At 72.3% G+C, this 21,819-nt stretch carries 22 protein-coding genes and 1 pseudogene; 18 read left to right on the top strand and 5 right to left on the bottom strand.

Annotation, left to right across the window (positions count from 1 at the left end; genetic code table 11):
- Positions 1–116: 116 nt before the first annotated feature.
- On the top strand, positions 117–524 hold the full coding sequence (locus J7F03_RS34730) for a VOC family protein (RefSeq protein WP_214956606.1): 408 nt from the start codon (positions 117–119) through the stop codon (positions 522–524).
- Between the two features lie 97 nt (positions 525–621).
- Here the strand turns inward: J7F03_RS34730 and J7F03_RS34725 are convergent, their stop codons facing one another.
- Positions 622–1,737 (bottom strand): YihY/virulence factor BrkB family protein, encoded by a 1,116-nt coding sequence (locus tag J7F03_RS34725; RefSeq protein ID WP_214956604.1) that lies wholly within the window; start codon positions 1,735–1,737, stop codon positions 622–624.
- 17 nt (positions 1,738–1,754) lie between these two features.
- Here J7F03_RS34725 and J7F03_RS34720 point away from each other — a divergent pair, with 17 nt between their 5' ends.
- The 14 genes from J7F03_RS34720 to J7F03_RS34660 all read left to right on the top strand — a co-directional run bounded on the left by J7F03_RS34720 (position 1,755) and on the right by J7F03_RS34660 (position 15,523).
- Entirely contained in the window at positions 1,755–3,398 is a 1,644-nt protein-coding gene (locus J7F03_RS34720; RefSeq protein WP_214956602.1) for an acyl-CoA dehydrogenase family protein, read from the top strand.
- Positions 3,399–3,758: 360 nt separating this feature from the next.
- A complete protein-coding gene (locus J7F03_RS34715; RefSeq protein ID WP_214956634.1) occupies positions 3,759–5,036 on the top strand; it encodes a GAF domain-containing protein in 1,278 nt (425 codons plus the stop codon).
- A 13-nt stretch (positions 5,037–5,049) separates the two neighbouring features.
- Positions 5,050–5,613, top strand: a complete 564-nt coding sequence (locus J7F03_RS34710) for a GNAT family N-acetyltransferase (RefSeq protein ID WP_214956600.1) — start codon at positions 5,050–5,052, stop codon at positions 5,611–5,613.
- A gap of 272 nt (positions 5,614–5,885) precedes the next feature.
- Positions 5,886–5,969, top strand: coding sequence for a putative leader peptide (locus J7F03_RS42825; RefSeq protein WP_312847410.1), 84 nt, complete (start codon positions 5,886–5,888; stop codon positions 5,967–5,969).
- A gap of 205 nt (positions 5,970–6,174) precedes the next feature.
- A complete protein-coding gene (locus tag J7F03_RS34705) occupies positions 6,175–7,887 on the top strand; it encodes a nitrite/sulfite reductase (RefSeq protein ID WP_214956598.1) in 1,713 nt (570 codons plus the stop codon).
- A complete protein-coding gene (locus tag J7F03_RS34700; RefSeq protein WP_214956597.1) occupies positions 7,884–8,063 on the top strand; it encodes a DpnI domain-containing protein in 180 nt (59 codons plus the stop codon). Before J7F03_RS34705 ends, J7F03_RS34700 begins: the two co-directional genes overlap by 4 nt.
- On the top strand, positions 8,060–8,758 hold the full coding sequence (locus J7F03_RS34695; protein WP_214956596.1) for a phosphoadenylyl-sulfate reductase: 699 nt from the start codon (positions 8,060–8,062) through the stop codon (positions 8,756–8,758). The genes J7F03_RS34700 and J7F03_RS34695 overlap by 4 nt, the downstream gene beginning before the upstream one ends.
- Before the next feature lie 53 nt (positions 8,759–8,811).
- Positions 8,812–9,357: an adenylyl-sulfate kinase gene (gene cysC / locus J7F03_RS34690; protein WP_214956595.1), complete on the top strand. Its 546-nt coding sequence runs from the start codon at positions 8,812–8,814 to the stop codon at positions 9,355–9,357.
- Entirely contained in the window at positions 9,354–10,292 is a 939-nt protein-coding gene (gene cysD / locus J7F03_RS34685; protein WP_214956594.1) for a sulfate adenylyltransferase subunit CysD, read from the top strand. Before cysC ends, cysD begins: the two co-directional genes overlap by 4 nt.
- Before the next feature lies 1 nt (position 10,293).
- A complete protein-coding gene (locus J7F03_RS34680; RefSeq protein WP_214956593.1) occupies positions 10,294–11,634 on the top strand; it encodes a sulfate adenylyltransferase subunit 1 in 1,341 nt (446 codons plus the stop codon).
- A 214-nt stretch (positions 11,635–11,848) separates the two neighbouring features.
- Positions 11,849–12,979: an aliphatic sulfonate ABC transporter substrate-binding protein gene (locus J7F03_RS34675; RefSeq protein WP_374104433.1), complete on the top strand. Its 1,131-nt coding sequence runs from the start codon at positions 11,849–11,851 to the stop codon at positions 12,977–12,979.
- A 43-nt stretch (positions 12,980–13,022) separates the two neighbouring features.
- Positions 13,023–13,817 carry an ABC transporter ATP-binding protein gene (locus J7F03_RS34670; protein ID WP_214956591.1) on the top strand — a complete coding sequence of 265 codons (795 nt, stop codon included), beginning with the start codon at positions 13,023–13,025 and terminating at the stop codon, positions 13,815–13,817.
- Positions 13,804–14,703, top strand: coding sequence for an ABC transporter permease (locus J7F03_RS34665; RefSeq protein WP_214956589.1), 900 nt, complete (start codon positions 13,804–13,806; stop codon positions 14,701–14,703). Before J7F03_RS34670 ends, J7F03_RS34665 begins: the two co-directional genes overlap by 14 nt.
- 76 nt (positions 14,704–14,779) lie before the next feature.
- Positions 14,780–15,523: a sirohydrochlorin chelatase gene (locus tag J7F03_RS34660; protein ID WP_251072947.1), complete on the top strand. Its 744-nt coding sequence runs from the start codon at positions 14,780–14,782 to the stop codon at positions 15,521–15,523.
- 31 nt (positions 15,524–15,554) lie between these two features.
- Here J7F03_RS34660 and J7F03_RS34655 read toward each other — a convergent pair whose 3' ends face one another.
- Positions 15,555–16,556: a ketopantoate reductase family protein gene (locus tag J7F03_RS34655; RefSeq protein WP_214956584.1), complete on the bottom strand. Its 1,002-nt coding sequence runs from the start codon at positions 16,554–16,556 to the stop codon at positions 15,555–15,557.
- A 44-nt stretch (positions 16,557–16,600) separates the two neighbouring features.
- Between J7F03_RS34655 and J7F03_RS34650 the strand changes: the two genes are divergently transcribed.
- Positions 16,601–17,458 (top strand): aldo/keto reductase, encoded by an 858-nt coding sequence (locus J7F03_RS34650; RefSeq protein WP_214956582.1) that lies wholly within the window; start codon positions 16,601–16,603, stop codon positions 17,456–17,458.
- Between the two features lie 69 nt (positions 17,459–17,527).
- Here the strand turns inward: J7F03_RS34650 and J7F03_RS34645 are convergent, their stop codons facing one another.
- From J7F03_RS34645 to mgt, 3 genes and pseudogenes are all read right to left on the bottom strand, one after another.
- Positions 17,528–17,704: a hypothetical protein gene (locus J7F03_RS34645; RefSeq protein ID WP_214956580.1), complete on the bottom strand. Its 177-nt coding sequence runs from the start codon at positions 17,702–17,704 to the stop codon at positions 17,528–17,530.
- 604 nt (positions 17,705–18,308) lie between these two features.
- A complete protein-coding gene (locus J7F03_RS34640) occupies positions 18,309–18,863 on the bottom strand; it encodes a DUF1697 domain-containing protein (RefSeq protein WP_214956578.1) in 555 nt (184 codons plus the stop codon).
- Positions 18,860–20,175, bottom strand: a pseudogene (gene mgt, locus J7F03_RS34635) (macrolide-inactivating glycosyltransferase). Before mgt ends, J7F03_RS34640 begins: the two are co-directional and overlap by 4 nt.
- Before the next feature lie 117 nt (positions 20,176–20,292).
- Here mgt and J7F03_RS34630 point away from each other — a divergent pair.
- Positions 20,293–21,159 (top strand): phosphotransferase enzyme family protein, encoded by an 867-nt coding sequence (locus tag J7F03_RS34630; RefSeq protein ID WP_214956574.1) that lies wholly within the window; start codon positions 20,293–20,295, stop codon positions 21,157–21,159.
- Positions 21,160–21,182: 23 nt separating this feature from the next.
- Positions 21,183–21,818: a hypothetical protein gene (locus J7F03_RS34625; protein WP_214956572.1), complete on the top strand. Its 636-nt coding sequence runs from the start codon at positions 21,183–21,185 to the stop codon at positions 21,816–21,818.
- Position 21,819 lies beyond the last annotated feature (1 nt).

Here is a 21,819-nt window from a genome sequence, read left to right as displayed (position 1 = left end):
GGGCTTCCCGCCGCCAGCCCCGAAGAGTGCCTGGACTGCGCGTGCGGCCTCTACCTCGGCCCTTCGGCGGCCTGACCCCTCCATGAACTTGTGCGGAGCAGCACTAGGGTGGCGCCATGACTCCCCGACTCGACATGATCGGCATCATCGTCTCCGACATGGCCGCCTCGCTCGCCTTCTACCGCCGCCTCGGCCTCGACATCCCCGCCGAGGCCGACTCCCAGCCGCACGTCGAGGCCGTCCTGCCCGGCGGGCTGCGGATCGGCTGGGACACGGAGGAGGTCATCCGCTCCTTCGACCCGGCCTGGAAGCGGCCCGCGAGCGACGGCCGGGTGGGGCTCGCGTTCCTGTGCGACTCCCCCGCCGAGGTGGACTCGCTGTACGCGGAGCTGACGGGCGCCGGGCACGCGGGCCACCTGAAGCCCTGGGACGCCTTCTGGGGGCAGCGCTACGCCGTGCTCCTCGACCCGGACGGCTCCGGGGTCTCCCTCTTCGCGGCGTCCGAACCGGCCGACCCCGCCTGACCGGCCGACCCCGCTGACCGGCCGACCCCGCTGACCGGCCGACCCTCCGGCAACGCAGTACCCGGGCCGGTACGCCGAGCAGCGCGGGCGCCGGCGGTCAGTGCTTGCGCAGGCGCGAGTGGTAGTCCTCCGGGGGCAGGAACTTCGACCAGCGCTCCGGGAACTCCGAGGGCATGTCGTCGTCCTCGTCGTCCTCCGACTCCCCCTCCGCCAGCGCCCGCCAGGCGGCTGCCCGCGCGACCAGCTGGGCGGCCTCCGCCTCGCGGACCCGCTCGTTCGCCTCGCGCGCCGCCGCCGTGGCCACCGAGGGCCAGACGCGGTCGATGGCGGCGTTGACGGCCGCGCCGACGAGGACGGCGAAGGCCGAGATGCCGATCCACAGCAGGACCGCGACGGGGGCCGCGAGCGATCCGTAGATCGTCGGGCCCTCCACGGTGTTGGTGAGGTAGATCCGCAGCAGGAACGAGCCGAACACCCACATGGCGAGGGCCACCAGCGCGCCCGGCACGTCCTCGATCCAGGGCGAGCGGACCGGGACGGAGACGTGGTAGAGCGTCGTCAGGAAGGCGATGGAGAGCAGGGTGACGACGGGCCAGTACAGGACCTCGATCACCTCCGTGCTCCAGGGCACCAGCCGCACGACCGCGTCCGGGCCGACCACCATCAGCGGCAGCACGATGGCGCCGATCAGCAGGGCGATGACGTAGAGGAGGAAGGCGAGCAGCCGGGTCTTGACGATGCCGCGCTGGCCGTCGAGCCCGTACATGACGGTGATGGTGTCGATGAAGACGTTGACGGCGCGCGAGCCCGACCAGAGGGCGAAGGCGAAGCCGAGGGAGATGAGGTCGGGGCGGCCCCGGTTGGTGACGTCGTCGAGCATCGGTTTGGCGATGTCGTTGACGCCCCGGTCGGACAGGACGGTGCCGACCGCCCCCAGGATGTTCTCCTCGATGCTGGCGACGGTCGTACCGCCCGACCAGCCGTCCACGTAGCCGAGCAGGCCCAGCAGGCCCAGGAAGAGCGGGGGCAGTGAGAGCAGGGTGAAGAAGGCCGCCTCCGCCGCGAGTCCGAGGATCCGGTACTCGATGCACGAGTTCACGGTGTCTTTGAGCAGCAGCCACGCCATCTTGCGCTTGGACACGTTGCGGTAGAGGGCGCGGGCCCGGTGGAGCCGTCCTGGAATCCACTCGGCTGTTTCTTTTGCTGGCTGCACGTCCTTACGGTATCCGCATGGCAGCCACCACCCACACAGTCACCAACCAGGCCCCGCTCCTCGTGGGCTACGACGTCTACGGCAGCGACCGGGTTCTGAGCGAGGGCGTGGAGCGGCATCTCGCGGAGGCCGCGCCCGAACTCGTCGCGCAGGTAAGGCAGGAGCTCACGGACCTCGGCCTCTCGGCCGGGTCCCGACAGGCACAGGATTGGGGGACGCAGGCGAACGAGAACCCGCCGAAGCTGCGGACGCACGACCGGTACGGGAACCGGATCGACGAGGTGGAGTTCCACCCTTCGTGGCACCGGTTGCTCGGGCACGCGGTGGGCGCCGGGCTCACCGACGCGTGGGGACGGCCGGCGGGGCATCTGCGGCGCGCGGCCGGGTTCTTCGTGTGGTCGCAGGCGGAGGCGGGGCACGGCTGCCCCATCTCGATGACGCACGCGGCGGTACCGGCGCTGCGGACCGATCCCGAGCTCGCCGCCGAGTGGGAGCCGCGGCTGACCTCCCACGTGTACGAGGAGGGGCTGCGGCCGGCCGCGCAGAAGGCCGGCGTGCTCTTCGGCATGGGGATGACGGAGAAGCAGGGCGGCAGCGACGTACGGGCCAACACGACGGCGGCGGTGCCACTGGACGCGTCGGGCGAGTACCTGCTGACGGGTCACAAGTGGTTCTGCTCGGCGCCGATGTGCGACGGGTTCCTGGTGCTCGCGCAGGCGCCGGGCGGGCTGACGTGCTTCCTGGTGCCGCGGGTGCTGCCGGACGGTACCCGCAACGTCTTCGCGATCCAGCGGCTGAAGGACAAGCTGGGCAACCGGTCGAACGCTTCGAGCGAGGTGGAGTTCGACGGGACCTGGGCGCGGCGGGTGGGCGAGGAGGGGCGGGGGGTGCGGACCATCATCGAGATGGTCGCGGCGACCCGGCTGGACTGCGTGATCGGTTCGGCCTCGCTGATGCGGGCGGCGCTGACGCAGGCCGCTCACCATACGGAGCACCGCTCTGCTTTCGGAGCACCGCTCATCGACCAGCCGCTGATGCGCAACGTGCTCGCCGACCTCGCCCTGGAGTCGGAGGCGGCCACCACCCTCACCCTGCGCCTCGCCGCCGCCTACGACGCCGGAACCGACCAGGAGCGGGCCTTCCTGCGCATCGCGGTGCCCGTCGCGAAGTACTGGGTGACCAAGCGCTGTACGCCGATGGTGGCGGAGGCGCTGGAGTGCCTGGGCGGAAACGGCTACGTCGAGGAGTCCGGGCTCCCCAGGCTGCTGCGCGAGTCCCCGCTGAACTCCATCTGGGAGGGATCGGGCAACGTCCAGGCCCTCGACGTGCTGCGCGCGCTCCAGCGCGAGCCGCATGCTCTGGGCGCCTTCCTCCAGGAGGTGGGCAAGGCGAGCGGCGCCGACCATCGGCTGGATTCGGCCATCAAGGGCCTGCTGACCGAACTCGCGGACCTGGAGGGCATCCAGGCGCGGGCCCGCCGGGTGGTGGAGCGCATGGCCCTGGTGCTGCAAGGATCCCTGCTGGTGCGCTGGGCCCCGCCGGAGGTGGCCGACGCCTTCTGCGCCTCGCGGCTGGGCGGCGACTGGGGCGCGGCCTTCGGCACGCTGCCGCACAGCCTGGACCTGGGATCGGTCGTGGAACGGGCCCGGATCGCGGGCTAGCGGAGGGCCCCAACCCTCCGAGGAGCACTGCGGGCCAAGATCCGGGCCCGTCGACCTGGATCAGGGATGGCGCCGCGCCGACTCGGCACCACCCCTGATCCGAAAGCCCCGAGGAAGGAGCTGTCACGCCGCTCGGCGGCGTCCGCACAGTTTCGATCGGGCGACCGGGACTTGGCGAGAGTTGCAGGACGTTGCAACCTTTGAATCGGAACCGCCCACCGGGCGTGCCGGACGTGCCTCGGCAAGCGGCGCGCACCGGAACCACCCGCGGGCGGGATCCGTCGTACGGCTGTTCCACACGGGGAGGTTCCGGTGGCCCACACCACAGGCAGTGCGGTCGATGTGGCACGCATCTCGGCCATGGACGCGCGGGAGGCCGCGCGTCTGCTCAAGGGCGTACGGGCGGCCGCGCTCGCCGGGGACCGGCCGCCGGCCGCGCCGCGCCCGGAGATCGCCGAGTCGTGGCGCCGGATGCTGGCGGGCGGGGTCCACCCGGACCGCGACACCCGCTCCCGGATGCTGTCCGCCGCCGAGACCGAGGAGCGGCGCCACACCTCTCCGCTACGGGGACTGCTGCCGGTCCTGCGCGAGGGACTGCTGCCCTCGCTGGACGAGGCCCTGCACATCATGGTCGTCGCCGACGCCGACGGCCGGCTGCTGTGGCGGGAGGGCCACACCTCGATCCTGCGCAAGGCGGACCGGCTCGGCTTCGCGGTCGGCGCCGACTGGGACGAGGCCGTGGTCGGCACCAACGGGGTGGGCACCGCCCTGGTGGCCCGCAGACCGGTCCAGGTGTTCTCGGCGGAGCACTTCGTCTCCAGCCACCACGACTGGACCTGCGCGGGAGCCCCCGTACGGGACCCCCGGGACGGGCAACTGCTCGGCGTCGTCGACGTCAGCGGGCCGCTGGCCACCATGCACCCCGCGACCCTGACGTGGGTGAGCTCGGTGGCCCGGCTCGCGGAGCGGGAGCTGCGGGTGCGGCATCTGGAGTCCCTGGAGCGGCTGCGCTCCGTGGCGGCCCCGCTGCTGGCCCGGCTGCCCGGGCGGGCCCTGGCCGTCGACGCCCACGGCTGGACGGCGGCCGTCACCGGGCTCGCGCCGACGGAGCGGATCCCGCTGCCCAAATCCTTCGGCCCGGGCCGGGTGTGGGTGCCGCAGCTGGGCGACTGCCTGGTGGAGCCGCTGCCGGGCGGCTGGCTGCTGAGCGTCGCGCAGGCCCGCACCGGCGCCGGGGCCGCGACCCGGGTCGTCCTGGACCTCAGCCGCCCCGGGGCCTGGCTGGCCACCGTCTACGGGGTCGCGGGCAGCTGGTCGCAGGAGCTGACCCCGCGCCACGCGGAGCTGCTGTTCCTGCTGGCGGAGTCACCGAAGGGCCGCTCGGCCGCCGAGCTCGCCCTCGAGCTCTTCGGCGATCCGACCCGCACGGTGACGGTCCGCGCGGAGATGTCCCGGGTGCGCCGCAACCTGGCGGGTGTCCTGGCCCACCGCCCGTACCGCTTCGCGCAGGACGTGGAGGTCGAGCTGGTCCGCCCCGCGGACCCGGGCGTCCTGCTGCCCCACTCCACGGCGCCGGCGGTGGTCAGGGCCCGGCAGGGGCGGACGGAGCCCTGGGGGACCCCCGACCGGCGCGTGTGATTCCCTGGCGTACATGAGCACCATCACGCTGACCACCTGGTCCCTGGAAATGACCTCACCGGCCGATCTGGTTCCCGCGGCCGTCCCCGGCCCGGAGATCCGGATCGTGCGCTCGGAGGTCCCCTCCCCCGAGTTCAGCCGCTTCCTCTACGCCTCGGTGGGCGGCGACATCCACTGGACGGACCGGCTGTCGCTGACGCGCGCGCAGTGGGTGGAGCAGCTGGGGCGTCCCGGCGTGGAGACGTGGGTGGCGTACGACCTGGGCACGCCGGCGGGCTACGTGGAGTTCGATCCGCAGCCGGACGGTGTGGTGGAAATCATGTACTTCGGCCTCCTCCCCGACTTCCGGGGCCGCCGCATCGGCGGCCACCTGCTGACGGTGGGCATCGAGCGGGCCTGGTCGCTCGCCGAGCGCTGGCCGGAGCTGCCCCCGACGCGGCGCGTCTGGCTCCACACCTGCAGCCAGGACGGCCCCACGGCGATGGACAACTACCTGCGGCGTGGCTTCAAGGTCTTCAAGGAGGAGTCGGAGCCCAAGGAGTCCGCCCCGACCCCCGGTCCCTGGCCCGGCGCGTAACCGCCCGGCCCACGAGGGCCCGCCCGCGCGGGCGGAGCCGGCCCGCGCGAGGACCCGTATTGCCCCCGCGCGAGGACCCGTATTGCCCCCGCGCGAGGACCCGTACCGCCCCGCGCGAGGCCCCGTGCAGCCCCCGTGCGGTCGTGGGGCTGACGGGTCCCGAGGGTCACCCGAGGTGACCCCCGTCACGGATATCTTGCGATGCGAGACGACTTCGTCCGCATCGTGGACAGTAGTGGACTCCTCCAATCGCCACATGCCACGCTTCCGCCATGAACGGAGCTGGAATTGCCTTGGTGAGTCGGCGGCACGTCGACCTCGGCCGCATGTCCAGCGCCATCTGTCCGGCGCGCTGACGGAAATCGGCACCGCCGCGACAGCGCTCCGCGCCGCTGCCGCCGCGGACGCGCGAACACCGCCCGCCGTACACACACACCGCAGTCCCCTGTAGGCCGTGCACCGCCCTGACCGGCGGCGATCAGCCACACCCGCTCCGTGCCAGGGGTCCCGCCGCCACTCCCCCTGCCCCTGCCTTGAGCCGTTGAAGAAGGACGTACCGTCATGGCCGCCACCCCCGAAACGCCCGCAGCCGCCGCGCCCGCTGCCGCCGCCGCGCGCCGTAAGACCGGCCGTCACCGCGGTGAGGGTCAGTGGGCCGTCGGACACCACACGCCCCTCAACGGCAACGAGCAGTTCAAAAAGGACGACGACGGTCTCAATGTGCGGACACGCATCGAGAACATCTACTCCAAGGCGGGCTTCGACTCGATCGACCCCAACGACCTGCGCGGCCGTATGCGCTGGTGGGGCCTCTACACCCAGCGCAAGCCCGGGATCGACGGCGGCAAGACCGCGATCCTGGAGCCGGAGGAGCTGGACGACAAGTACTTCATGCTGCGCGTCCGCATCGACGGCGGCCGGCTGACCACCGAGCAGCTGCGCGTCATCGGCGAGATCTCCGAGGAGTTCGCGCGCGGCACCGCCGACCTCACGGACCGGCAGAACGTGCAGTACCACTGGATCCGCATCGAGGACGTCCCGGAGATCTGGCGCCGTCTGGAGGCCGTCGGCCTCTCGACCACCGAGGCCTGCGGTGACACGCCCCGCGTGATCCTCGGCTCGCCCGTCGCCGGCATCGCGCAGGACGAGATCATCGACGGCTCCCCCGCCATCGACGAGATCTACCGCCGCATCGTGGGCAACCCGGCCTTCTCCAACCTGCCCCGCAAGTTCAAGTCCGCGATCTCCGGCTCGCCGCTGCTCGACGTGGCGCACGAGATCAACGACATCGCCTTCGTGGGCGTGAACCACCCCGAGCACGGTCCGGGCTTCGACGTCTGGGTCGGCGGCGGCCTCTCCACCAACCCCAAGCTGGGCGTGCGACTGGGCACCTGGGTCTCGCTGGAAGAGGTCCCGGACGTCTACGAGGGCGTCATCTCGATCTTCCGCGACTACGGCTACCGCCGCCTGCGCACCCGCGCCCGGCTGAAGTTCCTCGTCGCCGACTGGGGCCCGGCCAAGTTCCGCCAGGTCCTGGAGGACGAGTACCTCAAGCGCGAGCTGACCGACGGCCCCGCGCCCGAGCAGCCCAGCGGCCAGTGGCGCGACCACGTCGGCGTCCACCAGCAGCAGGACGGCCGCTTCTACGTCGGCTTCGCGCCCCGCGTGGGCCGCGTCGACGGCGCCACCCTGACCAAGATCGCGGATGTGGCGGAGCGGCACGGCTCCGGCCGGCTGCGCACCACCGCCGAGCAGAAGATGATCGTGCTCGACGTCGAGGCCGACAAGGTCGACTCGGTCGTCGCGGCCCTGGAGGCGCTGGACCTGCGGGTCAAGCCGTCCCCGTTCCGCCGCGGCACGATGGCCTGCACCGGCATCGAGTTCTGCAAGCTGGCCATCGTCGAGACGAAGGCGCGCGGCGCCTCGCTGATCGACGAGCTGGAGCGGCGCCTGCCGGAGTTCGCCGAGCCGCTCACCATCAACATCAACGGCTGCCCGAACGCCTGCGCACGTATCCAGGTGGCGGACATCGGTCTCAAGGGCCAGCTGGTCCTGGACGACGACGGCAACCAGGTCGAGGGCTACCAGGTCCACCTGGGCGGCGCACTCGGCCTGGAGGCCGGATTCGGCCGCAAGGTCCGCGGCCTCAAGGTCACCTCGGCCGGTCTGCCCGACTACGTCGAGCGGGTCGTCACGCGCTTCCAGGAGCAGCGCGAGGGCGGCGAGCGCTTCGCCGCCTGGGTGACCCGTGCGAAGGACGAGGATCTGTCGTGAGCGAGCGCGCCGCACCGTTCTACTGCCCGTACTGCGGCGACGAGGACCTGTTCCCGAACGAAACAGGCCACGGCGCCTGGGAATGCAGGGCCTGCAATCGAGCCTTCCAGCTGAAGTACCTCGGGCTGCTGGCCCGGGGTGTTCAGTCCAATGACGCTGGAGGGGACGAGATATGACCACCATTCAGGACTCCGATCTCAAGGCACTGGCCGAGCAGGCGGGCCGGGACCTCGAGGACGCCTCCGCGCTGGAGATCCTCACCTGGGCGGCCGAGACCTTCGGCAAGAAGTTCGCCGTGACCTCCTCCATGGAGGACGCGGTGGTCGCCCACCTCGCCTCTCGCGCCTTCCCCGGCGTGGACGTGGTCTTCCTCGACACGGGCTACCACTTCGAGGAGACCATCGGCACCCGCGACGCGGTCGAGGCTGTGATGGACGTCAACGTCATCACGCTCACCCCGCGCCAGAGCGTCGCCGAGCAGGACGCCGAGTACGGCCCCCGGCTGCACGACCGCGACCCCGACCTGTGCTGCGCGCTGCGCAAGGTCAAGCCCCTCGAAGAGGGCCTGACGGCTTACGACGCGTGGGCGACGGGCCTGCGCCGCGACGAGTCCCCGACCCGGGCGAACACCCCGGTGGTCGGCTGGGACGAGAAGCGGCAGAAGGTCAAGGTCTCGCCGATCGCCCGCTGGACCCAGGACGACGTGGACGCGTACGTCCTGGAGCACGGCGTCCTCACCAACCCGCTGCTGATGGACGGTTACGCATCCGTCGGCTGCGCCCCCTGCACCCGCCGGGTGGCGGAGGGCGAGGACGCCCGCGCAGGCCGCTGGGCCGGACGCGGCAAGACCGAGTGCGGACTGCACGGCTGATGACGGCCGGCAGCGCGACCAACGAACGTACAGAACCGACGGAGACGAAGCAGATGAGCGTGAGCGACCAGGGCGCCACCGTGTGGCTGACCGGGCTGCCGAGCGCGGGCAAGACCACCATCGCCTACGCGCTGGCCGAGCGGCTGGGCGCCGAGGGCCACCGCGTGGAGGTCCTCGACGGCGACGAGATCCGGGAGTTCCTCTCCGCCGGACTCGGTTTCAGCCGTGAGGACCGGCACACCAACGTGCAGCGGATCGGCTTCGTCGCCGAACTCCTCGCGTCCAACGGCGTCAAGGCGCTCGTCCCGGTGATCGCGCCGTTCGCGGACAGCCGTGAGGCCGTCCGCAAGCGGCACGCCGCCGAGGGCACCCCGTACCTGGAGGTCCACGTGGCCACCCCGGTCGAGGTGTGCTCCGAGCGTGACGTGAAGGGCCTGTACGCCAAGCAGGCGGCGGGCGAGATCTCCGGTCTGACCGGGGTCGACGACCCGTACGAGGCACCGGAGTCCCCGGACCTGCGTATCGAGTCGCACACGCAGTCCGTGCAGGAGTCGGCTTCGGCCCTGCACGCGCTGCTCACCGAGAGGGGTCTGGCATGACCGCCACCGTCGCACACGTCCACGAAGGGACGGACGCGCCCTACGCGCTGTCGCACCTCGACGCCCTCGAGTCGGAGGCCGTGCACATCTTCCGCGAGGTGGCGGGCGAGTTCGAGAAGCCGGTGATCCTCTTCTCCGGCGGCAAGGACTCGATCGTCATGCTGCACCTGGCGCTGAAGGCGTTCGCGCCGGCGCCGGTGCCGTTCACCCTGCTGCACGTGGACACCGGCCACAACTTCCCCGAGGTCCTGGACTACCGGGACCGCGCGGTCGCCAAGCACGGCCTGCGCCTGCACGTGGCCTCCGTCCAGGAGTACATCGACGCCGGCAAGCTGCGCGAGCGCCCCGACGGGGTCCGCAACCCGCTGCAGACCGTCCCCCTCACCGAGGCGATCCAGAGCCTGAAGTTCGACGCCGTCTTCGGCGGCGGCCGCCGTGACGAGGAGAAGGCCCGCGCCAAGGAGCGCGTCTTCTCCCTGCGCGACGAGTTCTCCCAGTGGGACCCGCGCCGCCAGCGCCCCGAGCTGTGGCAGCTCTACAACGGCCGCCACGCCCCGGGCGAGCACGTGCGCGTCTTCCCGCTGTCGAACTGGACCGAGCTGGACGTGTGGCAGTACATCGCCCGCGAGTCCATCGAACTGCCGGAGATCTACTTCGCCCACGAGCGCGACGTCTTCAAGCGCAACGGCATGTGGCTGACGGCCGGCGAATGGGGCGGTCCCAAGCAGGACGAGACCACCGAGACCCGTCTGATCCGCTACCGCACCGTCGGTGACATGTCCTGCACCGGTGCCGTCGACTCCGACGCCACCACGCTGGACGCCGTGATCACCGAGATCGCCGCCTCCCGGCTCACCGAGCGGGGCGCGACCCGCGCCGACGACAAGATGTCCGAGGCCGCGATGGAAGACCGCAAGCGCGAAGGGTACTTCTAAAATGACCTCCACCACCGAGCAGTTCGCCGACGTGTCGGCGACCACCCTGCTGCGCTTCGCCACCGCCGGCTCCGTCGACGACGGCAAGTCCACCCTCGTCGGGCGCCTCCTGCACGACTCCAAGTCGGTCCTCACGGACCAGCTCGAAGCCGTCGAGGCGGTCTCCCAGGCCCGCGGCCAGGACACCCCCGACCTGGCGCTGCTCACCGACGGCCTGCGGGCCGAGCGGGAGCAGGGCATCACCATCGACGTCGCGTACCGCTACTTCGCCACGGCCCGGCGCCGGTTCATCCTCGCCGACACCCCGGGGCACGTGCAGTACACCCGGAACATGGTCACCGGCGCCTCCACGGCCGACCTGGCCGTGGTCCTGGTCGACGCCCGCAACGGCGTGATCGAGCAGACCCGCCGGCACGCCGCCGTCGCCGCCCTGCTGCGGGTTCCGCACGTGGTCCTGGCCGTCAACAAGATGGACCTGGTGGGCTACGAGGAGTCGGTCTTCGCGAAGATCGCCGAGGAGTTCACCGCGTACGCCTCCGACCTGGGCGTCCCGGAGATCACCGCGATCCCGATCTCGGCGCTGGCCGGGGACAACGTGGTCGAGCCCTCCGCCAACATGGACTGGTACGGCGGCCCCACGGTCCTGGAACACCTCGAGACCGTTCCGGTCAGCCACGACCTCACCGCCTGCCCGGCGCGTTTCCCGGTGCAGTACGTGATCCGTCCGCAGACCGCCGAGCACCCCGACTACCGGGGCTACGCCGGCCAGATCGCCTCCGGCGTGCTGCGCGTCGGCGAGGCGGTCACCGTCCTGCCGTCGGGCCGCACCTCGGTCATCGAGGGCATCGACGCGCTCGGCGAGAGCGTGGACATCGCCTGGGCCCCGCAGTCGGTGACGGTGCGTCTGAGGGACGACATCGACATCTCGCGCGGCGACCTGATCGCGCCGTCCGCGAGCGCCCCCGCCACCACGCAGGACGTCGAGGCGACCGTCTGCCACGTGGCGGACCAGCCGCTGGCCGTCGGCGCCCGGGTGCTGATCAAGCACACGACGCGCACGGTCAAGGCGATCGTCAAGGAGATCCCCTCGCGGCTGACCCTGGACGACCTGTCCCAGCACCCGAACCCCGGGCAGCTCGTCGCCAACGACATCGGCCGGGTCGTCGTCCGTACCGCCGAGCCGCTCGCGCTCGACACGTACGCCGCCTCGCGCCGCACCGGGTCCTTCCTGCTGATCGACCCGGCGGACGGCACGACCCTGGCGGCGGGCATGGTCGGCGAGTCCTTCGCCTCCACGGCCGAGACCACCATCCAGGCTGATGAGGAAGGGTGGGACTTCTGATCATGCTTGCCGACATTTACTCCACCTTCGCGAAGGAGGGCGGCCGCGTAGGCAGCGGCGCCCTCGGCAGCGGCCAGGGAGGGGTGGGGCGATGTGCGTGATGACGTACGCGCACCGCATGCGCGCCCACACCCCCCACGAGCCTCACCTGCCCTTGCCCCACAAACGAAGACGTGCGTCATGAGATGACCACGTCACGAGAGGAAGCCCTCCCGTGCCTGCCATCGGAACCGCCCGTAAGACTCTTCGCCGCGGCATCGTCGCCGCCACCGCCCTTCCGCTCCTGATCGGCGCGCTCGCCTCGTGCGGCTACGGCTCCGAGGCCAAGAAGGAGGACGCTCCCGCGAAGGAGAACGTCGCCGACGGCGCAGGCAAGAAGCTGTCGGCCTCCGAGGTCCGCATCGGCTACTTCCCGAACCTGACGCACGCCACCGCGCTGGTCGGTCTCCAGGAAGGCCTGATCCAGAAGGAACTGGGCGGGACCCGGATCAAGCCGCAGTCCTTCAACGCCGGTCCGTCCGAGATCGAAGCCCTCAACGGCGGCTCTCTCGACATCGGCTTCATCGGCCCCTCGCCGTCGATCAACGGCTACGTCAAGTCCAAGGCCTCCAACCTGCGGATCATCTCCGGCTCCGCCTCCGGCGGCGTCAAGCTGGTCGTGAACCCGGACAAGATCAAGACCCTGGGCGACCTCAAGGGCAAGAAGATCGCCACCCCGCAGAAGGGGAACACGCAGGACGTCGCGTTCCTCAACTGGATCTCCACGCAGGGCTGGTCGGTCGACCCGGAGTCCGGCAAGGGTGACGTCTCCGTCGTCCGTACGGACAACAAGGTCTCCCCGGACGCCTTCAAGCAGGGCTCCATCGACGGCGCCTGGGTGCCGGAGCCCACGGCCTCCAAGCTCGTCTCCGACGGCGGCGCCATCCTCCTCGACGAGACCTCCCTGTGGCCCGACAAGAAGTTCGTGATCACGAACATCATCGTGTCGCAGAAGTTCCTCAGGGAGCACCCGGACGTGGTCGAGGCCGTGCTCAAGGGCACGGTGAAGACCAACGAGTGGATCAACGCCAACCCGGACAAGGCGAAGGCCACCGCGAACGCGAGGCTGGCGGCGGACAGCGGCAAGCCGCTCGACGCGGAGATCATCGACCCGGCGTGGACCAGCATCCTCGTCACCGACGACCCGCTGGCGAGCACGCTGAAGACGGAATCCGACTGGGCGGTCAAGGCCAAGCTCATCGAGGAGCCCGACCTGGCCGGCATCTACGACCTGAAGCTCCTGAACAAGGTGCTCAAGGCGGCCGGCAAGCCCGAGGTCTCCGACGCCGGTCTCGGCGCCAAGTAACTCCCTGAAATTCCCCGTCCCGAATCCCCAGGAGGTGACGACCATGGCCACCATGCTTGCCAAGGCTGCCGAGGGCACCGTAGCGGAGCAGACACACGCCGCCCGCATCGGAAACGTCTCGAAGTCCTTCTCCGGCCCGGCCGGATCGCAGCTCGTCCTGGACGACATCAGCCTCGATGTCGCTCCCGGCGAGTTCGTCACGATCCTGGGTGCCTCGGGGTGTGGAAAGTCCACCCTGCTCAACCTGGTCGCGGGGCTCGACAAGCCGACCGCCGGCGTCATCGAGACGCCCGGCGGGCGGCCGGCCCTGATGTTCCAGGAGCACGCCCTCTTCCCGTGGCTCACCGCGGGCAAGAACATCGAACTCGCCCTGCGCCTGCGCGGGGTGGCCAAGGCGGAGCGCAAGCCGGAGGCCGAGCGGCTGCTGGAGCTGGTCCGCCTCGGCGGCGCGTACGGCAAGCGGGTCCACGAGCTGTCGGGCGGCATGCGCCAGCGCGTGGCCCTGGCCCGGGCGCTCGCCCAGGACAGCCAGCTCCTGCTGATGGACGAGCCGTTCGCGGCGCTCGACGCCATCACCCGGGACGTCCTGCACGGCGAGCTCACCCGCATCTGGGAAGAGACGAACCTGTCGGTCCTCTTCGTCACGCACAACGTCCGCGAGGCCGTACGGCTCGCGCAGCGTGTGGTCCTGCTGTCCTCGCGGCCCGGCCGGATCGCGAAGGAGTGGACCGTGGGCATCCCGCAGCCGCGCCGCATCGAGGACGCGGACGTCGCGGAGCTGTCCCTTGAGATCACTGAACACCTGCGTGGGGAGATCCGCCGCCATGGCCAGCACTGACACCAAGCCCAAGGGCAAGGCCACCACCACCGACGATCTCGCCGGCCTGGAGGCGGGCCTCGACGCACTCGACGCCGTCCAGACCCACCGCACCCCGGTCCGCGAGGTCTTCGTCAAGAAGATCCTGCCGCCGGTCGTCGCCGTCGGCCTGGTCCTCCTCGTCTGGCAGATCCTCGTCGCGGCGGAGGTCGCCGACGAGACGAAGCTCCCCGCCCTGTCCTCGGTCTGGGACAGCCTGGCCGACATGTGGCTCAAGGGCACCCTGCTGGACGTCATCTGGACCAGCGTCTCGCGCGGTCTGCTCGGCTTCCTGCTGGCCCTGGCCATCGGCACGCCGCTCGGCCTGCTGGTCGCCCGGGTGAAGTTCGTCCGCGCCGCGATCGGCCCGATCCTCCAGGGGCTGCAGTCGCTGCCCTCGGTCGCCTGGGTGCCGCCGGCCGTGCTCTGGTTCGGTCTCAACGACGCGATGATGTACACCGTCATCCTGCTGGGCGCCGTCCCCTCCATCGCCAACGGCCTCGTCTCCGGCATCGACCAGATCCCACCGCTGTTCCTGCGGGCCGGACGCACGCTGGGCGCCACCGGCCTGCGCGGAGCGTGGCACGTCGTCATGCCGGCCGCGCTGCCCGGCTACCTGGCCGGCCTGAAGCAGGGCTGGGCCTTCTCCTGGCGCTCCCTGATGGCCGCCGAGATCATCGCCAGCTCGCCCGACCTGGGCCTGGGCCTGGGCCAGCTGCTGGAGAACGGCCGCAACAACAGCGACCTGCCCGCCGTGTTCCTCGCGATCATCCTGATCCTGGTCGTCGGCATCGCGATCGACCTGCTGATCTTCAGCCCCGTCGAGCGGTGGGTGCTGCGCACCCGCGGCCTGCTGGTCAAGAGCTAGTCCCGTGTTCTCCGCCCGCGCCCACGACGCGCAGCACGCCGGCACCGGCCGGACCGGTCAGGCCGGCCGCCCGGCCCTGCTGGTCATCGCCCACGGCAGCCGCGACCCGCGGCACGCGGCGACCGTGCACGCCCTCACCCGGCGGGTGCGGGCGCTGCGGCCGGGACTGCGCGTGGAGACGGCCTTCCTGGACTTCGACGGCCCGACCGTCGACCAGTCCGTGGCCTCCCTCTACCTGGCGGGCGTACGGGAGATCGTGGCCCTCCCGCTGCTCCTGACGCGGGCGTTCCACGCGAAGTCCGACATCCCGGCGGTGCTCGCCGCAGCCGCGTCCCACCTGCCGGACCTCTCGGTCCGGACGGCGGACGTGCTCGGCCCGTCCCCGCTGCTGCTGGCGAACCTCGAACGCCGCCTGTGGGAGGCCGGACTCACCCCGGCGGACCGTGCCACCACCGGTGTGGTGCTCGCGTCCGCCGGTTCCTCAGACCCGGAGGCGATCGCAGTGATCGCTGAAACCGCGCGGGAGTGGCGGCACACCGGTTGGTGCGCCGTGCGGCCTGCGTTCGCCTCCGCTGTTCTCCCCCGTACGGAAGACGCCGTACGGGCCCTGCGCGCGGAGGGCGTCCGGCGGATCGCGGTGGCGCCGTACGTGATCGCCCCCGGGCGGCTGCCGGACCGCATCGCGGCGGGCGCGCGGGCCGCGGGCGCCGATGTGGTGGCCTCGGTCCTGGGTCCCTCGCCGGAGCTGGCCCGCCTGTTGCTGCGCCGCTACGACGCCGCGGCCGTCGCCCCCGCCCGCGTCCCGGCCCTGACGGCCTGACCCGAGGGCAGCGGCGACCCCTACCCCGCGACTACGCCCGCGCCACGGCCTCGTCGGCCAGGGCCGTCAGGTCCTCGATGGACATCGCGCCCGGCGGGAGTCCTTCGCGGGCGAAGATGTTCGCCGCGTGCCGCAGCGTGTCGTTGACCGGCGTCGCGACCCCGTGCAGCCGCCCCAGCAGGACGATCTCCCCGTTGAGATAGTCCGCCTCCACCGACCCCGTCCCCCGCGCCAGGCTCTGCCAGGACGAGCCGCCCCGCACCCCGGCCGGCTGCTCCACCTTGCCGTCGCGGGCCGCCGACTGCTCGGCATCGGAGGCATAGGGGATCCCCGCGGCCGCGAAGGCGGCCTTCGCCTCGCGGATCGCCCGCAGCAGCAGCGCCGCCTTCGCGGGGTCCGGCTCGGGGCCGGTCGTCGCCTGGATCGCGTTGCTCAGATTGCCCAGCAGCTTCGCGTACTTCCACCGCATGACGTCCTCGACGACCGGCGCCTCGAACCCGGACTTCTCCAGGTCGGCCGCGATCCGCCGGGCCCGCCCGTCGGCGCCCCCGGCGGCTTTCCCGATGTGCAGGATCCCGGTCAGCGGCACGCACAGCGCGGAGACCACCCCCGGCTCCAGGAACGTCGCCGGCAGCCACACGCAGACCCCGTACACGCGCGCGAAGCGCCGTAGGGCCAGGCGCTCGCTCTCGACGCCGTTCTGCGCGCACAGCACCGGCAGCCGCTGGGCAGCCGTCCCGCCGCCCGCGACCTCCGCGTCGCCCCACGCGTCGAGCGCGGCGAGCGCGTCCTGGGTCTTGACCGTCAGCAACAGCACGTCGTCCGGCCGCAGTTCGCCGAGCTCGGCCGGGCCGCCGACGACGGGCAGGCGGTGCACGCGCTCCCCGTCCGCCGTGGTGAGCCGCAGCCCGTCCTCCCGGAGGGCCTGCGCGTGGGCGCCGCGCGCGACGAGGACGACCTCGCCGCCCGACTCCGCGAGCCGTCCGCCGATGGTCGCGCCGATCGCCCCGGCGCCGATGATGATGTAACGCATCCCCCGAGCCTGGCACATCCCCGGTGCCGGGCTACGGTCGGGCCATGTCTGGACACGCGGATGAGACGTTCCTCCTCGGCGGGGACCTGCCCGTACGCCGCCTCGGTCTCGGGACCGGCGGACTGGTCGGCGCCGGCTACTGGGGCCCGCGCGCGGGCCGCGCCGAGGCCCGTACGCTGCTGCGCACCGCCGTCGATCGCGGGGTCACCCTGATCGACACCGCCGACAACTACGGCCCCCACCTGGCCGAGGAATCGGTAGCCGAGGCCCTCCACCCGTACGGGGAGCGGCTGGTGGTCTCCACCAAGGGCGGGGTGGTGCGCACCGGGCCGGACCAGTGGCACGCCGCGGGCCGGCCCGAGGAGCTGCGGGCGATGTGCGAGGCGAGCCTGCGAAGGCTCCGGCTGGACCGGATCGACCTGTACCAGCTGCACCGCTTCGACCCCGCCGTCCCGGTGGCGGAGCAGCTGGGCACGCTGGCCGAGCTCCGGGCGGAGGGCAAGATCCGCCACATCGGGCTGAACACGGTGACGGCTGACCGGCTGCGCGAGGCGCTGGCCCTCGTCCCGGTGGCGTCCGTCCAGAATCCCTACAACCTGCTGGACCGCTCCTCGGCGGAGCTCCTCTCCCTGTGCGAGGCGCGCGGGATCGCCTTCCTGCCGTACTACCCGCTGGGCAGCGGCGCCCTGACCCGCGAGGGCGCGGCCGCGCTGACGGCGGTCGCCGCCGAGCACGGCGCGTCCACCGGACAGATCGCCCTGGCCTGGCTCCTGCGCCACTCCCCGGTCCTGTGCCCCACGCCGGGCACGGGCTCCCCCGACCACCTGGCGGAGAACCTGGACGCGGCGACCGTACGGCTGACCACGCGCGAGATGGCCCTGCTGGACGCCCTGACGGACTGAGCGCTCACGGTCCAGGGCCCGTGCCCGTGCCCGTTCCCCTTCCCGTTCCCGTTCCAGTTCCAGTTCCCGTCACCAGTAGGCCGTCTCGTCCCAGGCCTCGAAGAGCGCGTACTCGACCGGGTCGTCGTCCTGGTCCAGCCCGAGCAGCCCCTCGGTCGCGAACCGGCCGCGCCGCCAGGCGAGCAGGATGTCGACGAGCCCGCCCGGCAGTGCCGGGCCCTGCGGGGCGTGCCGGGGCCAGACCACGAGCGGCCAGGCGTCGGGGTCGGGGCCCTCGGTCAGCCAGCACGGTGGCGGGCAGCGGGTCGCGCGGGCGGGTGCAGGCGTCGGCCAGGTACGCGGTCAGCGTGAGGCCGCACGCCTCCCACCGGTGGGGCGTACGGCGGTCCGGCCGGTCCTGGTGGCGGACGACGACCGTCCACCGGTCGGGGTCCGGGGAGAGCGAGGTGTCCCAGAACAGCGTGTCGCAGGATCCGGTGGTGCCCCACGCGAGCAGCCCGCCGGGAGCGGGATGGACGGCCGGGCGCTGCGGCTGGGGCAGCGCCCGGGCGTCGATGCGGGCCTCGCGGTGGGTTTCCCGCAGCCAGTCGCCGTAGTCGAAGCGGTCCCGGCCCTCCCCGTCCTCGTCTCCGTCCCCGTCCTCGACCTCGTCCCGGGCGCACGGGGTAAGGATCCTGAACCTCTCGCCGAACCCCACCGGCCCCCAGGCATCGGCCAGTCGCTTGTAGTCGGCCGGGAGCGGCAGCCCGAGCCACTCCTCCACCGCGGGCCAGTCCACGGGTACCGGAGCCGGCGGCGGGTACCCGGCGTCCGGGGTGGCGAGCTGGGCGAGGTCGGGGAAGTCCACGCGTCAGTCTCGCGTGAGCTCGACCAACTTGGCGACCGTGTTCCAGTTGCGGGTGGTCACGTCGAGGCCCTTGACCACGGCCGGTCTGGCGAGGGCCTCGGCCAGCTTGGAGCGGCCCAGCCCGTTCGGGGCGTAGAGGTAGACCACGCGGTCGCCGAGGCGGTATTCCTCCGGGAGGTAGGTGTCCGCGTCGATCGACGCGAAGCGGGACTCGGCGGGCTGCTCGGAGCAGAAGGTGACGTGGAGCTGCTTGCCTTCCAGCTCGGCGGCCGGGAAGGGGCAGGCGTCGGCCACGGCTTTCAGGTGGGCGCCGTCGACCACCAGGCAGGACGCCCCGAAGCCGAAGTGGGCTTCGATGGCGGCCTCCAGCTCGCGGGCCAGGGCCACCGGGGTCTTCTTCGTGGCGCTGCTGAAGACGGCGTTGCCGCTCTGCAGGTACGTCTGCGCGTCCTCGTGGCCGAGGCCTTGCAGGACCTGGCGCAGTTCGGCCATCGGGACCTTCTTGTTCCCGCCGACGTTGATGCCCCGCAGCAGTGCCGCGTACTTCCGATTGGTCATGCCCGAACGATAGGACCGTCCACCGACAATCCGGCCGAGACGGCCGAGACGGCCGGAGCGGCCGGTCCGGGCAGTTCCGCCTCGATCAGGTCGGCCGCCTGCCGCGTGCCGCCCTCGGCGGCCATCTGCGCGCGGACGGCCTGCGCCCGGGCTGCCACCTCAGGGTCGGCGACCAGGGCGAGGACGGCCTCGCGCAGGGTCGCGGCGTCGGCTTCGTCCATCGGGACGTGCCGGGCGACGCCGAGGGCGGCCAGCATGTCGGCGTTGCCGAACTGGTCGACGGCTTGCGGGACCGCGACCATCGGGGTGCCGGTGGCCAGCCCCTCCTGGCTGCCGCCCGCGCCCGCGTGGGTGATGAAGGCGTCGGCCCGGCGCAGGATGTCCAGCTGGGGGACCCAGCGGTGGACCTCGACGTTGGCGGGGATCGCGCCGATCTCGGCCTCGTCGGTGAACTTGCCGATCTGGAGCACGACGTGCCAGTCGGGCAGGTCCCCGAAGGCCTGGGCGCAGGCGCGGTAGAAGGCCGGCTGGTTGGTGAAGGTGGAGCCGAGCGAGACCAGCAGGACCTTCTTCCCCGCCGCGGCCTCCGGGGGCGTCCAGGTGCCCTGGGTGGCGCTGCGGTCGCCCTGGCACGCGCCGACGAAGGTGTACACGGTCTCGTCGACGCGGTCGGCGTGCGGCTGCAGGGCGCGCGGGATGAGTACGACGCCGCGGCGCGGGCGGCCGACGAAGCGGTCGCTGTCCTCGTCGATGCCGTTCTCGTCGAGCCAGGCCCGGAAGCGGGCGTAGTACGCCCGCCCGCGTTCGCAGGCGCGCAGTGCGGCGGTCATCGGCGCGGCGACCTCCTCCTCGTAGCCGGTCCAGGCGACCAGGTTCGGGGAGAGGGAGACGGCGGGGACCTTCCACCGGTGGGCGAGGACGATCGCCGGGTAGGCGGTGATGTCGTGGAGGACGAGGTCCGGCTCGTCGCCCTCGAAGGCGGCCGCGAGCTGCGGGAGGGCCTGCACGGCGTCGGCGAGGAAGGGCTCGATGTTGTCGATGAGTTCGGTGCCCCAGGCCTCGGGGTCCTCCTCGGTGGGCAGGGTGGAGTTCCAGATCACCGGGGTGGCGCCGGTCTCGGCGACCTTGTCGGCGTAGGAGGCGGGGATGGCGTAGCTGACGCGGTGGCCCCGGGCGACGAGTTCGCGGATCACTTCGATGCTCGGGTTCACGTGTCCGGCGGCGGCGATGGAGAACATGGCGATGTGGGCGGGCTTTGGGGTCGAGGTCATGACTCGAAGATAACGAGACGAGACGTCTCGTGCAATCCAATGCGGGATGAGGCTCCGGCCGGAACCGGGCCGGGCCGGGGCGGGGTGCGAGACTTGGCTGATCAACAGCGCCCGGCGGCACCCGGGGCGGCGGCAGCGGACGGACGGCGGAGCACGGCATGGACGAGGCACGGGCCAGGGAAGCGCTGACGGCGGCGGGCCTCACCGGCCGGACCGGATCGCCCGAGCTGCTGGCCCTCGGCGAGAACGCCGTCTTCGCGCTCGGCGGCGACGGCCTGGTCGCCAAGGTCGGCCGGGAGGCGGGGCTGCTCCCGCGCGCCGAGCGGGAGCTCGCCGTGGCGGGCTGGTTCGCGGAGTGCGGGATCCCGGCGGTCCGCGCGGCCGAGCCGAGGCCCCGGCTGGTGGACGGGCACCCGGTGACGCTGTGGCACCGGCTCCCCGACGCGGTCCGCCCGGCGGGACCCGAGGACCTCGCGGTGCTGCTGCGGCGGATCCACGCCCTGCCCGCGCCCCCCTTCGTACTGCCCCCGCGGGATCTGCTGGGCGGGGTCGAGCGCTGGCTCCGGCTGGCGGGCAGGGCGATCGACCCGGCGGACGCGGCGTACCTGCGGGCCCGCCGCGACGGGTACGCCGACCAGGTGGCGGCCCTCACCCCACACCTCGCGCCGGGCCCGATCCACGGTGACGCGCTGCCGCGCAACGTCCACGTGGGCCCGGACGGGCCGGTCCTGGTCGACCTGGAGACGGTCTCCTCGGACCTGCGCGAGCACGACCTGGTGGTGATGGCGCTCTCCCGCGACCGGTACGGGCTGCCCGCCGAGTCCTACGAGGCCTTCGCGACGGCGTACGGCTGGGACGTGCGCGACTGGGAAGGCTGCGCGGTCCTGCGCGGCGCCCGCGAGACGGCCAGCTGCGCCTGGGTCTCCCAGCACGCCCCGGCCAATCCCAAGGCCCTGGCCGAATTCCGCCGCCGGGTCGACTCCCTGCGAGAGGGCGACACGGAAACCCGCTGGCATCCGTTCTAGCCGTGCCGTATCAATCTCCGCATATGAAACTGCCCCTCACGATCCACCAGGCCCGGCTCGGCCCGGCGGAGTTCAAGGTGATCCGCCCGGCCCGGCCGCCGGCCCGCGCGGCCCTGTCGGACGGCCGCTGGTACCTGCACGCCCAAGTCGACCAGGCGGCCGCGCAGCTCATCGCCGGCCTGTGGACGCTCGCCGCCACCTCGCCGCGCTCGCTGGTCCACGTCCCGCTGCGGCGCGCCCGCCCCGACGCGCAAGAGCCCGGGCTCGACCTCGTCCTGCTGCACCACTCGCTCCAGTTCGCACCCTCGCGCTGGAAGGAGCTGCGGGCACGGCTGGGCCCGGGCCGGCCGCAGACCGCGGATCTTCCCGGACCGGCCTCCGCCGACCCCGCGGTCGACCCCTGGCCGGAGCGCCACCACAAGGAGAACCGGGACCGGTTCCACCAGCGCGTCCACGCCGGGACGCTGTTCATGACGGGGAGCGCCAAGCTGTTCGCCGACACCGCGTGGCTCTTCGCCGACATCGCCCACCGGGGTCCCGGCTACGTCCTCGCCCACCCCGACCATCAGCACTACTGCACCCGGCTGCGCCCGGGCAACGGCGTACTCGCCGCCGGCAGCGGGCTGCACGTCGTCTACCGCGACCAGTGGCCGGACTGAC

This window comes from Streptomyces sp. ISL-43 (assembly GCF_018614195.1).
Classification (GTDB): Bacteria; Actinomycetota; Actinomycetes; order Streptomycetales; family Streptomycetaceae; genus Streptomyces.
Note: the sequence above shows the minus strand (reverse complement) of the source record. Positions and strands in the feature narration are given on the sequence as shown.